A 15,875-nucleotide genomic window follows, 5' to 3' on the forward strand; every position below is an offset into this window, starting at 1 on the left:
CCTGGCAACAGCGGATGCGTGACAGAGAATCGGTCTCATTCAAGACCGGGCATTCTAGTCAGGGGGCTGCCCTTGCCAGTGTCCGGGAATGTAGTGGGATGTCAGTGAATCGTCATGGGTTACTGTTCATTACATGGGATAGCGGTGAGTTCTTCGCGGGCAAGCCCGCTCCCACAGTTCAACCAAACATCGCCCTGAGCACCCGGCAGTCCGCCGCATGCCAGTCCGCCAGCTCCGGCCAGGGGTTGTCGGGCAGGTTGACCAGGACCGTCCTGGCCCCCGCCGCACGTCCGCAATCCAGGTCGAAGCGGTAGTCGCCCACCATCACCAGTTCCGACGGATTCACACCCCAGGCCCGGGCGATCTGCAACAGGCCATCCGGGTCGGGCTTGGGCGCCGCCTCGTCACGTCCCAGAATGTGTTCGACCGGGAAGCAGTCGGCCAGACCAATGGCCTCCAGCGTGACATGCGCCAGCTCCCGCGCGTTGCGGGTGAGGATCGCCAGCCGGCAGCCACGCGCCGACAGCTCGCGTACCAGCTCGACTGCACCGGTCGCGGCCTTCGAGGCGATCGCCAGGTCGCGCTCGTGCTCCAGCAGCCAGGCGTGCTTGGCCTTGGACTCCTCGTGAGGCAGCGCGGCGAGGTGGGTGAGGATGTCATCCTCGGGCGGAATCTCCAGCGCCTCGCGGATCGCGGCAAAGTCGTGCACCGCCACGGTGAGAGTGCCGTCCATGTCGAACACCCAGTTGCGTACTTCGTGCAGGCTCATGCCCAGTCCTTGCGATGGCGGATCAGGCCTTCCTGGGTGGACGAGGCCACCAGTTGCCCGGCGCGGTTGAAGATGCTGCCGCGGGTGAAACCGCGGGCGTTGCCGGCCCATGGGCTGTCGGTGGCGTACAGCAGCCAGTCGTCGGCACGCAGGTCGCGGTGGAACCACAGCGCATGGTCGAGGCTGGCGATCTGCATATCCTTCTGCCACACCGATTTGCCGTGGGGCAGCAACGAGGTGGTCAGCAGCCCGAAATCCGAGGCGTAGGCCAACACGTACTTGTGCAGCGCCGGGATGTCCGGAAGGTTGCCGTCGGCGCGGAACCAGGCGTACTTCACCGGGTCGCCCGGCTTGGGGTCGAACGGATCACGCTCGGTCACCGGGCGGATCTCGATGGGCTTGGCGCACAGCACCTTGTCGCGGATACGCTCGGGCAGCTTGTCAGCCATCACGCGGGCCAGTTCGACTTCGCTGGGCAGGTTCTCGGGGCCGACCACATCGGGCATCTGCACCTGGTGCTCGAAACCGCCCTCGTCGTACTGGAACGACGCGCTGCAGGTAAAGATCGGGTTGCCCTTCTGGATCGCCGTGACCCGGCGGGTGCTGAAACTGCCGCCGTCGCGCACCCGATCGACCGAATAGACGACCGGCATGCTGGCATCGCCAGGGCGCAGGAAATAGCCGTGCAGGGAATGGACATGGCGCGCGTCCTCGACCGTCTGGCTGGCCGCCGATAACGACTGGCCCAGCACCTGGCCGCCATACAACTGACGAAAGCCCAGGTCCTGGCTACGGCCACGGAACAGGTTCTCTTCGATGGATTCGAGGCTCAACAGGTCGACCAGGTCGTCCAACACATGGCTCATCGGGGGCTACTCCTGACAGGTGTCACGGCAATTCGGGCATTGGCGCAAATCATACAGAATTTGTCATCGCCTCCGTGCATGGCGCCCCATTCAGGCATGCAGGGTTCGCTCCCAGCGCGGCCGGTCAATGCGATACAACACGTGCGGGCGCAGCGGGTGCCCCTCGGGCAGTCGCGGGTGTTCGAAGCTGCCTGCCTCGTCCTGAACCATGCCGATCGCCTGCATGACCTTCTGCGAGGGTACGTTGTCGTGAGTGGTGAACGACACCACCTCATCCAGGCGCAACTGGGCGAATGCGCAGCGCAGGCAAGTCCACGCCGCCTCGCTGGCAAAGCCCTGGCCCCAGTGACGACGAGCCAGACGCCAACTGATCTCGACCGCCGGCGCGAAGGGTGCGTCGAAGTTGACGTTGAGCAATCCGGTCAGGCCAATGAAGGCACCACTGTCCATGCGCTCCAATGCCCATAGACCGTAGCCGTATTCGTTGAAATGACCACGGATGCGTCCGATCAGCGCGGCGGCCTCAAGACGCGTCAATGGCGCAGGAAAATAGCGCATCACCTGCGGGTCGGCGCACATCTCGGCGAACGCCTGCAAATCGTCGTCATGCCATTGGCGCAACACCAGGCGGGCGCTTTCGAGCTTGAGGATCGGGGTCATCGGGGCGGGCTCCAAGTTTTCAGTCCTGCAGTTTACAGATTAGGCGCCGGGGGCGCTTTTCACCTGCACACCAGGCCCAATGCAATTTTCACAACGGCTTCACTCGGCGCAGACAGGCCGCTTCACAGAATGCCCTCACCTGCCGCCGCCCTGTGCGCGGCCCTCTCTTGCCGGAGCCCGAGCATGCTGTCGAGCGACATCCTGGAAAACCTGGCCATCCCCACCCGCCGCAAGCGACACCGACGTTCGCGCAAGGCTTGGGCCGCCGGCCTCGCCCTGGTGCTGGCCGCGGCCGGATTGATGCTGTGGTCGTCAACGAGGACGCACATCGTGAACCTTGGCAATGAACGGCAGTTGAACGCCAGCGGCCTGCTGCAGAAGTGGGCCGAAGGCAGCGTGATCGTGATGATTCGCCACGCCGAGCGCTGCGACAGCGCGCCCGGCCCTTGCCTGGACGATCCAACCGGCATCACCGTGTCCGGCAGCCAGGCCGCCCAGCGTGTCGGAGAAGGCTTGCAGCGCCTGGGGCTGAACGGTGCCGACCTGCTCAGCAGCCCGAAGCTGCGCACCCGACAGACCGCGCACTTCATCGTCGGCGACACGGTGACCAGCGAGGACTGGCTCGAAGGCTGCGAGAGCGGCTTCGCAGGCCAGGCCATGGCGCACAAGCGTGCAGGGCACAATCTTGTGCTGGTGACCCACAACGGCTGCGTCGATCACTTCCAGCGCACCCTCAAGGTTGCGCCGGGCGAGCGCGAAAGTGGCTACGCCAGCGCGCTGTTCGTGTCGGTCGATGGCAGCGGCAAGGCCCGTATCCTTGGGCGCATGAACGAGCCGGACTGGCGACGGGTACTGGCGTCGGCACAACGCTGATGAGTGTTTGAGTTGCGTGGCATTCTGGCCCACTGGCAAGATCAACGCTGCCTCCAGCCGCGATCCTGCCCATGCCCCTGCCGCTGATCTACCACGAAGACTACAGCCCCGAGTTCCCGCCGGAACATCGTTTCCCCATGGACAAGTTCCGCCTGCTGCACGATCACCTGATCGACAGCGGGCTGACCACCGACCAGGCCTTGCTGCGCCCCGAACTCTGCCCCAACGACATCCTCGCCCTGGCCCATGACCGCGCCTACATCGAGCGCTACATGAACGGCGAACTCTCACGCGAAGACCAGCGCCGCCTGGGGCTGCCCTGGAGCGAGGCCCTGGCACGGCGCACCGTGCGCGCCGTCGGCGGTTCGCTGCTGACCGCCGAGATGGCCCTGCGTCACGGTATCGCCTGCCACCTGGCCGGCGGCACCCACCATGCCCACTACGACCACCCCGCCGGGTTCTGCATCTTCAACGACCTGGCGGTGATCAGCCGCTACCTGCTCGCAGCCGGACGCGTGCACCGCGTGCTGATCTTCGACTGCGACGTGCACCAGGGCGACGGCACCGCACGCATCCTTCACGACACACCAGAGGCGATCACCGTGTCGTTGCACTGCGAGCAGAATTTCCCCGCACGCAAGGCCCAGAGCGATTGGGACATCCCCCTGCCGCGCGGCATGGACGACGCGGCGTACCTGAAGGTGGTGAACGATGCGCTGAACTACCTGCTGCCGCTCTACCAGCCCGACCTCGTGCTGTACGACGCCGGCGTCGATGTGCACAAGGACGACGCCCTGGGTTATCTGCAACTGACCGATGCAGGCGTCGCCGCCCGTGACGAAGCGGTCCTGCGCCACTGTCTTGGCCGTGATATTCCGGTGGTCGGGGTGATCGGCGGCGGTTACAGCAAGGACCGGGCGGCGCTGGCGCGGCGGCACGGCATCCTTCACCACAGCGCGGCGCGGGTGCTGGGTTACACACAATGACTGTGGAACCGCTTGTGGATAACCTGCGGGAAAGCCCCTGGAGCCCTTTAACTGCCTGACCTGCAAAGATTTGTTCATTTTTTGAACAGTACCTGCACAGGCACCTCTGGGGTAGAATGCCGACTCTTTTCCACAGCCTGCCGCCACCATGACCGATTCCCACCCCACCTCCCCTCCCCTCGTCGCCGTGATCGGCGGTGGCCCCGCCGGCCTGATGGCTGCCGAGGCCCTGGCCCAGGCCGGCGTGGCGGTCGAGGTGTTCGATGCGATGCCGTCGGTGGGTCGCAAGTTCCTGCTGGCAGGCGTTGGCGGCATGAACATCACCCACTCCGAGCCCTACCCGGCCTTCATCGGCCGCTATGGCGAACGCCGCGAGGCCATCGACACGCTGCTGCGTGATTTCGATGCCGACGCCCTGCGCCAGTGGATCCACGGCCTGGGCATCGAGACCTTCGTCGGCACCTCGGGGCGGGTCTTCCCCACTGACATGAAAGCGGCACCGCTGCTGCGCGCCTGGCTCAAGCGCCTGCGCGATTCCGGCGTGGTTATCCACACCCGGCACCGCTGGCTCGGCTGGGACACGGAAGGCGCACTGCGGATCGCTTATCCACAGGGCGAACGCCTGGTGCGCGCCACTGCCGTGATCCTGGCCTTGGGTGGCGGTAGTTGGGCGCGCCTGGGCTCGGATGGCAGTTGGGTGCCACTGCTGGCCGAGCGCGCTGTGGATATCTCGCCATTACGCCCGAGCAACTGTGGTTTCGAGGTGCAGGGCTGGAGCGATCTGCTCAGGAACAAGTTCGCCGGCGCGCCGCTGAAGAACATCGCACTCAGCGTGCCTGGCAGCGCTGCGCGCAAGGGCGAGTTCATCCTCACCGCCCAAGGCGTGGAAGGCAGCCTGGTGTATGCATGGTCGGCGGCGGTGCGCGCCGGCATCGAGCGCGACGGACGCGCTACCTTGCTGCTCGACCTGCTGCCGGATCGCCCTGTGGATAAAATCGCTCAGGCCCTGGCCAAGCCCCGTGGCTCCCGCTCGATGGCCAAGCACCTGCAGGGGCAGCTCGGGATCGACGGGGTGAAGGCCGCGCTGCTGCGCGAGCTGACCGACCAGGCCACCTTCGCCGACCCCACGCGCTTGGCCCAGGCGATCAAGGCGCTGCCGATCGAACTGATGCGTACGCGGCCGCTGGATGAAGCGATCAGCAGTGCCGGTGGCGTACGTTTCGAGGCGCTGGACGAGGGCTTGATGCTCAAGCAACTGCCCGGCGTCTTCTGTGCCGGCGAGATGCTGGACTGGGAAGCGCCGACCGGGGGCTACCTGCTGACGGCGTGCTTTGCCAGCGGCTTGCGCGCCGGGCGGGCGGCGCTGGAGTGGTTGTCCGAGCGCCAGCCCGCGTCCCTGTAGGAACAACTGTCTTGTTCAAAATCTAAAGGCCAGCCCAATCCCTGTGGGAGCGGCGGTTCGCCGCTGCGACTTGCCCGCGAATGCAATAGTGACGGCACCGACGCATTCGCGGGCCAGCCCGCTCCTACGAGGACCGCAACGCCCCTGACCCAAACAATAACAACGAGGTGTCAACATGACGGGACAGACAGTCAAGATCGACGACCTGCCGATCGGACGTTTTCATATCAAGATCGCCGGCCTGACCTTCGGCGCGCATTTCACCGACGGCTATATCCTCGGCCTGATCGGTATCGCCTTCACCCTGATCAATCCGCAGATGCAGTTGAGCCCGTTATGGCAGGGGCTGATCGGCGCCTCGGCGTTGCTCGGGCTTTTCCTGGGCAGCCTGTTCTTCGGCTGGATCTCCGACCGACTGGGGCGCCAGAAGATTTTCCTGATCAGTTTCGTGCTCATTACCCTCGCCTCGGTGATGCAGTTCTTCGTCGAGACGGCAACGCAACTGTTCCTTTGCCGGGTACTGATCGGCATTGGGCTTGGCGGCGACTTCAGCGTCGGCCACGCCATGCTTGCCGAGTTCTCGCCGCGCAAGCACCGTGGCGTGCTGCTGGGCTCGTTCAGCGTGATCTGGACCTTCGGTTATGTCGCCGCAACCTTCGTCGGCACGGCCCTGCTGCCGCTGGGCGACGATGCCTGGCGCTGGATGCTGGCGTCCTCGGCCATTCCGGCAGCAATGATCCTCATCGCCCGTATCGGCACGCCAGAATCGCCACGCTGGCTGATGCACCAGGGCCGCGCCGAGGAAGCCCGCGCCATCGTACGCAAGCACCTGGGCGCCAACGTGGTACTCGACGACGAAGTCGCCCGGCCCAGCCACAGCGGTTTCGCCGCCCTGTTCAGCCGTGAATACCGCAAGCGCACGGCGTTCAACTGCCTGTTCTTCATCTGCATCGTCATGCCTTACTTCGCCATCTACACCTTCCTGCCAGCGATCCTGCAGAAGATGGGGCTGGCCGAAGGCTTCGGCACCGAGATGATGCTCAATGCCCTGCTGATCGTCGGCGCACTGCTGGGGATCTGGTGCACCATCAAATTCAGCCGCCGCGGCTTTCTGATCAACAGCTTCCTGATCCTGGCGGCGGCGCTGTTCCTGCTGGTGCTGATGCCGAGCAGCATGGCCTGGGCGATGGTGGCGCTGTTCGGGCTGTTCACCCTGGTGCTGTCGGCGGTGAGCAACCTGGTCGGTGTGTACCCGGCCGAGAGCTTCCCCACCGAAGTGCGCGCCAGCGGCATCGGCTTGGCCACCGCAGCAAGCCGGCTGGGATCGGCGATCAGTACCTTCCTGCTACCGGTGAGCGTGGCCGGGATCGGCCTGAACCCGACCATGGCGATCCTCGCCGGCATCCTGCTGTTCGGGGCACTGGTGTCGATGGCCTGGGCGCCGGAAACCAAGAGCCTGTCGTTGGCCGAGGCCTGTCGTGGGGAGGAGAACCCTGCGCCGGCGGGCAAGGTGGCGGCGGCCTGATCGGGCAGTGTCGCTGTTTCGCGGGCAAGTCACAGCCCTCCCGGGAGCAAGGCCGGTGTGAGGGAATCCGCAGCGAAGCGCAGGGCCGGATGATCGGCTGTTGCAGGAACAGCATGCTCGTTTATCACGGCTCGCGCCTGTCATCTTCAGAGCTGACATCGTCGGTCCACGGCTCGCCGTCCAACGGTGCCGAGCGAGCCAGCTCAGCCTCGTCCAGGCCAATGCCGCCACCGATCTCGTGAGCGTCTACCTGACGCAGAGTCTGGTCGGCAGGTCTGCTACCGCTGCCAGGCTCATGCGGATCACGAGCACCGGTTTCATCGAACAGCGTGTCCGGGCTCAGGTCGTCCAGGGTGACATTGTCCTCGCGCAGGCTGTCGCTCAAGGCCTCGCCACCGGTCATGCCGCTTTCGGCAACACGTCGGGGCGGATAGTCCTCGGCGATCTCACGCGCCGGACGCTCGTCGCCGACACGCCCCTGGCGTTCATCGCGGCGCTCACTGAAATCCAGCTCGTGGACGCTTCCCATGCGGTCCTCGGTGTCATCGATCTCGACCTGCGGTCTTAGGTCATCAGGTGTAGGCATGAGTGTTCTCCGATTGGGGGCTTCACTCGGTCGACTCCCACACAGGGAAATGATTCATAGTTTCTTGCTACGCCCTGCTCCGCGCTTTTATTGAACTCCGCGCAGTATCGCCGCCTCCCAGTCTTGAGACCCGCGAACCCTCCCGGAGCCCGCCATGGCCAAGCCCCTGCAGGAGTACCATCGCAAGCGCGACTTCAACGCCACCTCCGAACCGCTAGGCAAACACGCCAAGCCACGCTCGGCGCACGCGCTGCAGTACTGCATCCAGAAACACGACGCCAGCCACCTGCACTACGACTTGCGCCTGGAACTCGACGGCACCTTGAAAAGCTGGGCAGTCCCCAAGGGGCCCTCCCTGGACCCCAAGGTCCGGCGCCTGGCGGTGCATGTCGAGGATCACCCGCTGGACTACGCCAACTTCGAAGGGCACATCCCGGAGGGTCACTACGGCGCTGGCGATGTGATCGTCTGGGACCGGGGCATCTGGGAACCCGAAGGCGACCCGCGTCAAGCCTATGCCAAGGGCAAGCTGCGCTTTCGCCTGCAGGGCGAGAAACTGTCGGGGGTCTGGAACCTGTTCCGCACCCAGCTGGCCGGCAAGAAGGAGCAATGGATGCTGGTCAAGTCCGGTGACGGGCGGGCACGCAGCGAAGCCGAATACAGCATCGTCGAAGCCCTGCCGGACAGCGTCCTCAGCGAGCGCAGTCTGCCGCCAAGGCGTCCGGCCAAGACAACCTCCGCCAGCCCGCGCAAGCACAAGGCCCGCGCCAAAGCCCTGCCCGACAAGCTCCAGCCGCAACTGGCCACCTTGGTCGATTCCCCCCCCAGCGGCGACTGGCGCTATGAAGTCAAGTTTGATGGCTACCGCATCCTCGCGCGCATCGACGGTGACGACGTACGCCTGTTCACCCGCAATGGCCACGACTGGAGTGCGAAGATGCCCCGTCAGGTCGAGGCGCTAAAGGCGCTCGGGCTCGACGCAGCGTGGCTGGATGGCGAAATGGTGGTGGTCGATGACAACGGCGTCGCCGATTTCCAGGCGTTGCAGAATGCCTTCGACACCGAGCACGACGAACGCATCACCTATTACCTGTTCGACCTGCCCTGGCTGGGGCGAGAGGACCTGCGCGAACTACCGCTAAAGGCGCGTCGCGACACCTTGTCCCGGCTGCTGGAAGACAACGCATCGCCGGTGCTCAGGTACTCCGCAGACTTCGAGGAGCCGGTCGACTCGCTGCTCGACAGCGCCTGTCGCCTGGAGCTGGAGGGCCTGATCGGCAAACGCGCCGACAGCCCCTACGTGGGCCGACGCAGCAGCGACTGGGTCAAGCTCAAGTGCAAGCAGCGCCAGGAATTCGTGATCGTCGGCTACACCGACCCCAAGGGCAGCCGCCACGGCTTCGGCGCCCTGCTGCTGGCCCTGCATGACCACGATAGCGGCCAGCTGCGCTACGCCGGCAAGGTCGGCACCGGCTTCAGCGCCGCCACCCTGGACAGCATCCTCGCTCGCCTCAAGCCGCTGCGGACCGCCAAAGCGCCGTTGCCCAGCCCACTCACCGGCGCCGAAGCTCGCGGCGTGCACTGGCTCAAGCCTCATCTGCTGGCCGAAGTGGCCTATGCCCAGATGACCCGCGAAGGCATCGTGCGCCACGCGGTGTTCCACGGCCTGCGCGACGACAAGCCCGCCACCGCCATCGACCTGGAGAAAGCGATGCCCGCCAAGCGCGCAGCACAGCCACAACCGAAGGCGCCGGGCAGCCTGCGCCTGACCCACCCCGACCGCGTGGTTGACGCAACCATCGGTGCAACCAAGCGCCAGGTCGCCGAGTACTACGCCCAGGTCGCCGACTGGCTGCTGCCTCAGCTCAAGGATCGGCCCGTCGCCCTGGTCCGGGCACCGGATGGCCTGGCTGGCGAGTTGTTCTTCCAGAAGAATGCCGGCCAGCTGCACATTCCCAAGGTGCTCAGCTACAGCAAGGCCCAGGCCGGCCAGGCGGCCATGGTGCTCAACCGCGCCGACAGCCTGCTCGGCGCGGTGCAGATGAATACCCTCGAACTGCACACCTGGAACGCCACCAACAAAGACTTCGACAAGCCCGACCGCTTCGTGCTCGACCTCGACCCAGACCCCGCGCTGCCCTGGAAAGCCATGCTCGAGGCCACCCAACTGACCCTGACCCTGCTCGATGAGCTGGGCCTGAAGGTGTTTCTCAAGACCAGCGGCGGCAAGGGGATACACCTGGTCGTGCCGCTGACCCGACGTGCGGGCTGGGACGAGGTAAAGGATTTCAGCCATGCCTTGGTCGAGCACATGGCCGCGCTATTCCCTGATCGCCTCAGTGCCGTTTCCGGCCCGAAGAATCGGGTCGGGCGGATCTTCATCGACTACCTGCGCAACGGCAAGGGCACCACCACCGTAGCGGCTTATTCGCTGCGCGCTCGCGAAGGCCTGCCGGTTTCGGTGCCGATCTGGCGCGAAGAGCTGAGCCAGCTCAAAGGCGCTGACCAATGGAATATCGGCAACCTGCACGAGCGTCTTGCACAGGTCGACGACCCTTGGTCCGAAATGGCCAGGACCCGCCAATCCATCACCGCGCGCATGCGCAAGCAACTGGGAATCGAGTGAAGGAGCGCCAAGCCGATGAGCACCGCCCATGACTTCGACCGGGTCCGCCTCGATCACCTGTTGCGCCCTTTCAGCGCGCGACGGCAGGCGATCGATCTCGACACCCAGCTACCAGAGCTGCTGCACATGCTGCAGGCCGATCACCTCGACCGCCTGCCGCTGCCGGGCCAGGGCTGTACCCTGGAACGCTGGAGGATCCTGGCGCGGGTCGCCGGCTGCGACCTGGCCCTGGCCAAGCTCTACGAGGGCCATACGGACGCCCTGGCGATCCTCAGTGAATGCGCCGCCGAGCACCACGCCGACGACGGGATCTGGGGCGTGTGGGCTGCCGAACCACCGGATGCTCGCACCCGCATCGTCGCCCGGGACGGCGACCAGGTTCGCCTGCAAGGCCGCAAAGCCTGGTGTTCGGGGGCATTGCAGATCGATCGCGCGCTGGTGACCGCCTGGGACGACGAGCAGCCACAGTTGGTGGCCATCGAGCTCTCCCATCCCAGCCAGCGCATTCAGGCCGAGCACTGGCAGGCCGTTGGCATGGCCACCACCACCAGCGTCACCCTCGAGTTCGATGATTCGCCGGGGCTGGCCATCGGCGCGCCCGGCCAATACCTGTCCCGCCCGGGATTCTGGCAAGGCGGCGCGGGCATTGCCGCCTGCTGGTATGGCGCCGCCGAAGCCTTGGCGGACTACCTGCGCGAACACTGCGTCAAACCCCGACCCGACCCACACGCCGATGCCCACTTGGGCGCGGTCGACGCCGTCTTGTTCGGCGCCCGCGCCGCCCTGCGCGAATGCGCTGCCTGGATCGATCGGCACCCCCATGACGATGCCAGTTTCCAGGTGCGCCGCACCCGCGCTCAGGTCGAGCATGCGGTCGAGCAGGTCATCTGGCATGTCGGCCGAGCGCTGGGCGCCACGCCGTTCTGTCGCAACAGCCATTTCGCCCGGCTCAGCGCCGACCTGCCGGTATACCTGCGTCAAAGTCACGCTGAGCGCGACCTCGCCGAGCTGGGCCAGCAGCTGACCGGCATGCCGGCAGGCGCATGGCAACTATGAGCCAGCACCTGATTCAGGCAGCCACCGGCTGCATCCCTTGCAACCGTTCCTGCCCGCAATGGAGTCACCATGAGCCTCGATGCGCAGTATTTCGCCAACCTGTATGCCGACAACGATGACCCATGGGCCTTTCGTACCCGCTGGTACGAACGGCGCAAGCGCGACCTGACCCTGGCCAGCCTGCCCCGCCAGTGCTACGAGCGTGTGTTCGAGCCGGCGTGCGCCAACGGCGAGCTCAGCGTGCTGCTGGCCGAGCGCTGCGCCGACCTGCTGTGCCAGGACATCGACGCCACCGCCGTGGCACTGGCCCGCCAGCGCTTGGCGGGAGTGAACCATGCCTGCGTCGAGCAAGGGCACCTGCCGGGCGACTGGCCCGGCGGACAATTCGACCTGATCGTGCTGAGCGAAATCGGCTACTACCTGGACCCCACCGACTGGCTGCAGGTGATCGAGCAATCGGTGGCCAGCCTGACCTATGACGGCGGCCTGCTGGTGTGCCACTGGCGCCATCCCATCGCCGGTTGCCCTCAGGATGGACGTGAGGTCCACGCTCTGCTTGCCCGGCATTTGCCGCTGTATCCGCTGTTGCGCCACGAAGAGGCGGATTTCCTGCTCGAATACTGGTCGTGCCAACCCAGCGTCGTAGACCTGGACGAGACTTGCCCATGATCGCCGTCATCATTCCCGCCCACAACGAAGCCCGCCGCCTCGGGCACTGCCTGCGCGCCGTCACGCAGGCGGTGGCACGGGCCAAGGCGGCGGGCCTGGTGGCCGAGGTCCTGGTGGTGCTCGATCGCTGCACCGACGCCAGCGCACGCATCGCTCGCCGTCATGGCGTGCACACTCTTGAGCTGCAGGCCGGCAACGTCGGCATTGCCCGACGCCAGGGCGCCGAGTGGATGATCGAGCGCGGCGCGCAGTGGCTGGCCTTTACCGACGCCGACAGTCGCGTGCCCGAGCACTGGCTGGTATCGCAGTTGCAATGGCACGCTGACGCTGTCTGCGGCACGGTGCACATCGAGCGCTGGCAGCCCTGGCAGAACGCCGCCCTGCGCCAGCTATACCGCAGCCGTTACCAAGCCCGGGACGGGCACCGGCACATCCATGGTGCCAACCTGGGCGTGTGCGCCAAGGCCTATGAGCGCGTTGGCGGATTCCAACCATTGCCAGCCGATGAAGATGTGCAACTGGTGCTGGCCTTGGAAGCCAGTGGCGCGCAGATCGTCTGGACCGCAGCGCACAGCGTGGCCACCAGCAGTCGGCGGGACAGCCGGGCTCGCCAAGGCTTCGGCGATTACCTGAGCGCGCTGGAGGGCCTGATGCGGTAGGGTGCGCTCCCGCCCTAGGACGCCTTGCGCGGTCGCTTGCTCGCTGGTTTCTTCGCCTTGGTCTTGCCGCCAAGGCTGCGCTTGAGCAACTCGGTGAGGTCGATGATGTCGGCGCTCTTCCCTGCCGTCGCCCCCTCACCTTTGTCCACCGTCGCGATCTTGCCCTTGCTCGCCTTCTCTTCCACCAGGTCAAGGATGGTCTGGCGAAAGGCATCGTGGTACTCGTCTGGCTTCCATGGCCCACTCATGTCCTCCACCAGTCGCTTGGCCATGTCCAGTTCGCGCTTGTCGACCTTGGTGTCGGTCACGCTCTTGTCCAGCTCCAGCGACTCCAGGCCACGGACTTCCTCGGGCCAGCGCAGGGTAATCATCACCAGCGCATCCTCCAGCGGGCGCAGCAGCGCCAAGTGCTGGCGGGTGTGCAGCACCACGGTGGCCAAGGCTACCTTGCCGGTGCTGTGCAAGGTCTCGCGCAACAAGGCATAGACCTTGCCGCCACGACGGTCGGGGCTCAGGTAGTACGGCGTGTCGAACTGTTGCAGCGGGATCTCTGCGGCGTCGACGAAGGAAAAAATATCGATGGTCTGGGTCGCCTCGGGCCGCGCCTTGCGAATCTCCTCCTCGCTGATCACCACATAGCGGCCCTTCTCGTACTCGACACCCTTGACGATGTGTTCCTTGTCGATCTCCTTGCCAGTCACCTTGTTCACCCGCTTGTAGCCCACCGGCTCCATGCTGCGCTTGTCGAGCCAGTCGAAATCCACCCGCTCGGTGCGCACGGCGGTATTGAGAGAGACAGGGATATGCACGAGGCCGAAGCTGATCGCGCCTTTCCAGATTGCCCGGGCCATGGTCGGCTCCTACGCAGCGAATGGTTGGCCGGGCTGGCTGTAGCGCAGCGCGCCGCAGCGTTCGCAGCACTGACAGTCAAGCCCGGCGATTTCACGGATCAACAGGCTGCGCCACTGACAGCCACGCAGCAGACAGACGAGTTTCATCAGCCACCTCCCAGGCCCGCATGCAGGGGCCTCTTACAACGACTGACTGCGTGGCGCGGCCAAGGTTTATTCGACTTTGCCCTAAGGCAGTGGATTGCCCCCGGTGACGCCGAACACCTCCCCGGTGATATAGCTCGACTCCTGGCTGGCCAGCAGCACGTACAACGGGGCGCACTCGGCGGGCTGGCCCGGGCGTTTCATCGGCGTATGCCCACCGAAGTCGGGGATCTTTTCCGGTGGTTGGCCGCCACTGGGCTGCAGCACGGTCCAGATCGGGCCTGGAGCCACCGCGTTGACGCGAATGCCGCGCTCGATCACCTGCTTGGCCAGCGCCTTGGTGAAGGCCACGATGGCCGCCTTGGTGGTGGCGTAGTCGAGCAGCGTCGCCGATGGCTGGTAGGACTGGATCGAGGCGGTGTTGATGATGGTCGCCCCGGCAGGCATCAGCGGCACGGCGGCCTGGCAAAGCCAGAACAGCGCGTAGACGTTGGTCTTGAGGGTGTGGTCGAACTGCTCATGGCTGATCTGGCCAATGTCCTCGCGCGCCACTTGCTTGCCGGCAACGTTGACCAGGATATCCAGGCCGCCGAGCTGTTCGTGGGCCTGGTCTACCAACTGGCTGCAGAAGCGCGGATCCTTGAGGTCGCCGGGAAGCGCCACGGCCTTGCGGCCTTCACGCTCGATCAACTGGACCACCTCCCGGGCATCGCGCTCCTCCGTGGGCAGATAGTTGAGGGCGATGTCGGCGCCCTCGCGGGCGAAGGCGATGGCCACGGCACGTCCGATACCCGAGTCGGCGCCGGTGATCAGGGCGCGACGTCCGGCCAGGCGCCCGAAACCCTTGTAGGTGGTTTCACCGTGGTCGGGCTTGGGCTGCATATGGGCATCCAGCCCCGGGGCGGGTTGGCCCTGGGCCGGAAACGGCGGATGGGGGTACTGGGTCAGGGGGTTTTGCAGGGTGAATTGGTCCTGGGGCTTGCTTGGCATGGGTTGGACTCCTTCTGGTTTGGCTAGGTGTTGCCTGATCGCGAATCACACAGCGTTCGAGGCAAAGGATCTGCGGATGGTTTACTCAACCAGTCCCGGGCACCGACAACTGGTGCTCCACCACCTGTTTCACCACGTTGCGCAGCGCCTGTCGGTCGTCCAGGCCTTGGTCGCGGGCCAGCGCATAGGTCGCGCGCTGATGGTCGGCACTGGTGCCGTCGCGCAGGATGCGCCGGGCGTGCATGAAGGCGCGATCAGCGTCGACGGTGTCGGCTGGACATTGCGCCTGCAGTTGCGCCAGCCAACCTTCGGCGTTCACCGGCTGTTGGTCGTGCACACCGATGAAAGTGCCCAGGCGGCCCTGACGCAGGGCACGCCAATAGTTTTCGTGGGTGATCCAGCGCATCTCGCGGCTGGCGACAGCGCCATCGCGCCCCAGTGCATGCTCGACGAGATGGCGAAACAGCGCGGCGATGGCCAAGGCATCGTCCAGCCGGGGGCAACCATCGCAGATCCGCAGTTCGACGGTCGGAAACCGTCGCGAGGGCCTGATCGCCCACCAGAAGTCGCCATCCTTGGCCAGGCTGCCAGTGCGTTGCAGCAGCGCCCGGTAACGCTCGTAGGCGCGCCAGTCCGGCAGCGGCTCGGGCAGGCCCATGTGCGGCCACTCCCCGCACACCACGCGGCGGTAGCTCATGTAGCCGGTGTCCTGTCCGCCCCAGTACGCAGAGGAGGTGCTGAGTGTCAGCAGCAGCGGTAACCAGTACAACACCCGATTGATCACCTGCATGCGATCAACGCCCTGCGGCACGCCGACATGCACGTGCAGGCCGTTCAACAGGCTGCGCCGGGCCACCAGCCGGTAATCGTCGAACAACTGACGGTAGTGCGGGGCTTGCCGTGGGTGTTGGCGCAGCCATTGGGCACTCGGATGGCTCCCCGCGCCGTAAAGGCCGGCCCCCTCGCCCGCCAATGCCTGGCTCAGGCGCTGGCGCTGCTCGGTGAAAAAGCCACAGGCCTGGTACAGCGTGTCGAATACCGGCGAGGCGACTTCCACTTGGCTGCGGAACATTTCCTCGGCGAACCAGGGCCCCAACACATCGCGGCAACAGCGGACCACGGCCGAGGACGGCGCGGCCATGACCCGGCCCGTGGCCAAGTCCACCAACAGGTATTCTTCCTCGATGCCGAACGTGCAACGCCGCGCCATGCT

16 protein-coding genes are annotated in these 15,875 nt (G+C 65.6%); 8 read left to right on the forward strand and 8 right to left on the reverse strand.

Annotated features, from left to right (window positions below):
- Positions 1 to 178 precede the first annotated feature (178 nt).
- The 3 genes from ACPZMI_RS13500 to ACPZMI_RS13510 form a co-directional block, all read right to left on the reverse strand.
- On the reverse strand, positions 179 to 769 hold the full coding sequence (locus ACPZMI_RS13500; protein WP_426352411.1) for an HAD family hydrolase: 591 nt from the start codon (positions 767 to 769) through the stop codon (positions 179 to 181).
- Complete coding sequence (tesB, locus tag ACPZMI_RS13505) at positions 766 to 1,635, reverse strand: acyl-CoA thioesterase II (protein ID WP_186669311.1); 870 nt, start codon at positions 1,633 to 1,635, stop codon at positions 766 to 768. The genes ACPZMI_RS13500 and tesB overlap by 4 nt, the downstream gene beginning before the upstream one ends.
- A gap of 90 nt (positions 1,636 to 1,725) precedes the next feature.
- The gene (locus ACPZMI_RS13510) at positions 1,726 to 2,295 is read right to left on the reverse strand and encodes a GNAT family N-acetyltransferase (RefSeq protein ID WP_426352429.1); all 570 of its coding nucleotides are present in this window, start codon (positions 2,293 to 2,295) and stop codon (positions 1,726 to 1,728) included.
- 183 nt (positions 2,296 to 2,478) lie between these two features.
- On the opposite strand from ACPZMI_RS13510, the gene pmrG reads away from it, so the two are divergent.
- The 4 genes from pmrG (at position 2,479) to ACPZMI_RS13530 (ending at position 7,081) form a co-directional block, all read left to right on the forward strand.
- Positions 2,479 to 3,168, forward strand: coding sequence for a lipopolysaccharide core heptose(II)-phosphate phosphatase PmrG (pmrG, locus tag ACPZMI_RS13515; protein ID WP_426352412.1), 690 nt, complete (start codon positions 2,479 to 2,481; stop codon positions 3,166 to 3,168).
- Positions 3,169 to 3,239: 71 nt separating this feature from the next.
- Complete coding sequence (locus ACPZMI_RS13520) at positions 3,240 to 4,154, forward strand: histone deacetylase family protein (protein ID WP_186669306.1); 915 nt, start codon at positions 3,240 to 3,242, stop codon at positions 4,152 to 4,154.
- A 148-nt stretch (positions 4,155 to 4,302) separates the two neighbouring features.
- The gene (locus tag ACPZMI_RS13525; protein WP_426352413.1) at positions 4,303 to 5,556 is read left to right on the forward strand and encodes a TIGR03862 family flavoprotein; all 1,254 of its coding nucleotides are present in this window, start codon (positions 4,303 to 4,305) and stop codon (positions 5,554 to 5,556) included.
- A gap of 175 nt (positions 5,557 to 5,731) precedes the next feature.
- A complete protein-coding gene (locus tag ACPZMI_RS13530) occupies positions 5,732 to 7,081 on the forward strand; it encodes an MFS transporter (RefSeq protein ID WP_426352414.1) in 1,350 nt (449 codons plus the stop codon).
- 124 nt (positions 7,082 to 7,205) lie between these two features.
- Here ACPZMI_RS13530 and ACPZMI_RS13535 read toward each other — a convergent pair whose 3' ends face one another.
- On the reverse strand, positions 7,206 to 7,667 hold the full coding sequence (locus tag ACPZMI_RS13535; protein ID WP_426352415.1) for a phosphotransferase system, HPr-related protein: 462 nt from the start codon (positions 7,665 to 7,667) through the stop codon (positions 7,206 to 7,208).
- Between the two features lie 154 nt (positions 7,668 to 7,821).
- Between ACPZMI_RS13535 and ligD the strand changes: the two genes are divergently transcribed.
- The 4 genes from ligD (at position 7,822) to ACPZMI_RS13555 (ending at position 12,677) form a co-directional block, all read left to right on the forward strand.
- Complete coding sequence (gene ligD / locus ACPZMI_RS13540; RefSeq protein ID WP_426352416.1) at positions 7,822 to 10,293, forward strand: DNA ligase D; 2,472 nt, start codon at positions 7,822 to 7,824, stop codon at positions 10,291 to 10,293.
- A gap of 15 nt (positions 10,294 to 10,308) precedes the next feature.
- On the forward strand, positions 10,309 to 11,349 hold the full coding sequence (locus ACPZMI_RS13545; protein ID WP_426352417.1) for an acyl-CoA dehydrogenase: 1,041 nt from the start codon (positions 10,309 to 10,311) through the stop codon (positions 11,347 to 11,349).
- Positions 11,350 to 11,418: 69 nt separating this feature from the next.
- Positions 11,419 to 12,018 (forward strand): class I SAM-dependent methyltransferase, encoded by a 600-nt coding sequence (locus ACPZMI_RS13550; RefSeq protein WP_186708610.1) that lies wholly within the window; start codon positions 11,419 to 11,421, stop codon positions 12,016 to 12,018.
- Positions 12,015 to 12,677, forward strand: coding sequence for a glycosyltransferase (locus tag ACPZMI_RS13555; protein ID WP_426352418.1), 663 nt, complete (start codon positions 12,015 to 12,017; stop codon positions 12,675 to 12,677). The genes ACPZMI_RS13550 and ACPZMI_RS13555 overlap by 4 nt, the downstream gene beginning before the upstream one ends.
- 14 nt (positions 12,678 to 12,691) lie before the next feature.
- Here the strand turns inward: ACPZMI_RS13555 and ku are convergent, their stop codons facing one another.
- From ku to ACPZMI_RS13575, 4 genes are all read right to left on the reverse strand, one after another.
- Positions 12,692 to 13,528 (reverse strand): non-homologous end joining protein Ku, encoded by an 837-nt coding sequence (gene ku, locus ACPZMI_RS13560; protein ID WP_288376809.1) that lies wholly within the window; start codon positions 13,526 to 13,528, stop codon positions 12,692 to 12,694.
- Between the two features lie 9 nt (positions 13,529 to 13,537).
- Positions 13,538 to 13,675 (reverse strand): PSPA7_2676 family Cys-rich small protein, encoded by a 138-nt coding sequence (locus ACPZMI_RS13565; RefSeq protein ID WP_186665207.1) that lies wholly within the window; start codon positions 13,673 to 13,675, stop codon positions 13,538 to 13,540.
- Positions 13,676 to 13,756: 81 nt separating this feature from the next.
- Positions 13,757 to 14,662: an SDR family oxidoreductase gene (locus tag ACPZMI_RS13570; protein WP_186665208.1), complete on the reverse strand. Its 906-nt coding sequence runs from the start codon at positions 14,660 to 14,662 to the stop codon at positions 13,757 to 13,759.
- 85 nt (positions 14,663 to 14,747) lie between these two features.
- Complete coding sequence (locus ACPZMI_RS13575; protein ID WP_426352419.1) at positions 14,748 to 15,872, reverse strand: carboxylate-amine ligase; 1,125 nt, start codon at positions 15,870 to 15,872, stop codon at positions 14,748 to 14,750.
- Positions 15,873 to 15,875 lie beyond the last annotated feature (3 nt).

Source organism: Pseudomonas wayambapalatensis (assembly GCF_049942315.1).
In the GTDB taxonomy this organism is placed as follows: domain Bacteria; phylum Pseudomonadota; class Gammaproteobacteria; order Pseudomonadales; family Pseudomonadaceae; genus Aquipseudomonas; species Aquipseudomonas wayambapalatensis.

What these genes read in the sequence shown, in the direction of transcription:
- ACPZMI_RS13500 (WP_426352411.1), bottom strand. Translation starts at nt 769, where the DNA reads ATGAGCCTGCACGAAGTACGCAACTGGGTGTTCGACATGGACGGCACT.
- tesB (WP_186669311.1), bottom strand. Translation starts at nt 1,635, where the DNA reads ATGAGCCATGTGTTGGACGACCTGGTCGACCTGTTGAGCCTCGAATCC.
- ACPZMI_RS13510 (WP_426352429.1), bottom strand. Translation starts at nt 2,295, where the DNA reads ATGACCCCGATCCTCAAGCTCGAAAGCGCCCGCCTGGTGTTGCGCCAA.
- pmrG (WP_426352412.1), top strand. Translation starts at nt 2,479, where the DNA reads ATGCTGTCGAGCGACATCCTGGAAAACCTGGCCATCCCCACCCGCCGC.
- ACPZMI_RS13520 (WP_186669306.1), top strand. Translation starts at nt 3,240, where the DNA reads ATGCCCCTGCCGCTGATCTACCACGAAGACTACAGCCCCGAGTTCCCG.
- ACPZMI_RS13525 (WP_426352413.1), top strand. Translation starts at nt 4,303, where the DNA reads ATGACCGATTCCCACCCCACCTCCCCTCCCCTCGTCGCCGTGATCGGC.
- ACPZMI_RS13530 (WP_426352414.1), top strand. Translation starts at nt 5,732, where the DNA reads ATGACGGGACAGACAGTCAAGATCGACGACCTGCCGATCGGACGTTTT.
- ACPZMI_RS13535 (WP_426352415.1), bottom strand. Translation starts at nt 7,667, where the DNA reads ATGCCTACACCTGATGACCTAAGACCGCAGGTCGAGATCGATGACACC.
- ligD (WP_426352416.1), top strand. Translation starts at nt 7,822, where the DNA reads ATGGCCAAGCCCCTGCAGGAGTACCATCGCAAGCGCGACTTCAACGCC.
- ACPZMI_RS13545 (WP_426352417.1), top strand. Translation starts at nt 10,309, where the DNA reads ATGAGCACCGCCCATGACTTCGACCGGGTCCGCCTCGATCACCTGTTG.
- ACPZMI_RS13550 (WP_186708610.1), top strand. Translation starts at nt 11,419, where the DNA reads ATGAGCCTCGATGCGCAGTATTTCGCCAACCTGTATGCCGACAACGAT.
- ACPZMI_RS13555 (WP_426352418.1), top strand. Translation starts at nt 12,015, where the DNA reads ATGATCGCCGTCATCATTCCCGCCCACAACGAAGCCCGCCGCCTCGGG.
- ku (WP_288376809.1), bottom strand. Translation starts at nt 13,528, where the DNA reads ATGGCCCGGGCAATCTGGAAAGGCGCGATCAGCTTCGGCCTCGTGCAT.
- ACPZMI_RS13565 (WP_186665207.1), bottom strand. Translation starts at nt 13,675, where the DNA reads ATGAAACTCGTCTGTCTGCTGCGTGGCTGTCAGTGGCGCAGCCTGTTG.
- ACPZMI_RS13570 (WP_186665208.1), bottom strand. Translation starts at nt 14,662, where the DNA reads ATGCCAAGCAAGCCCCAGGACCAATTCACCCTGCAAAACCCCCTGACC.
- ACPZMI_RS13575 (WP_426352419.1), bottom strand. Translation starts at nt 15,872, where the DNA reads ATGGCGCGGCGTTGCACGTTCGGCATCGAGGAAGAATACCTGTTGGTG.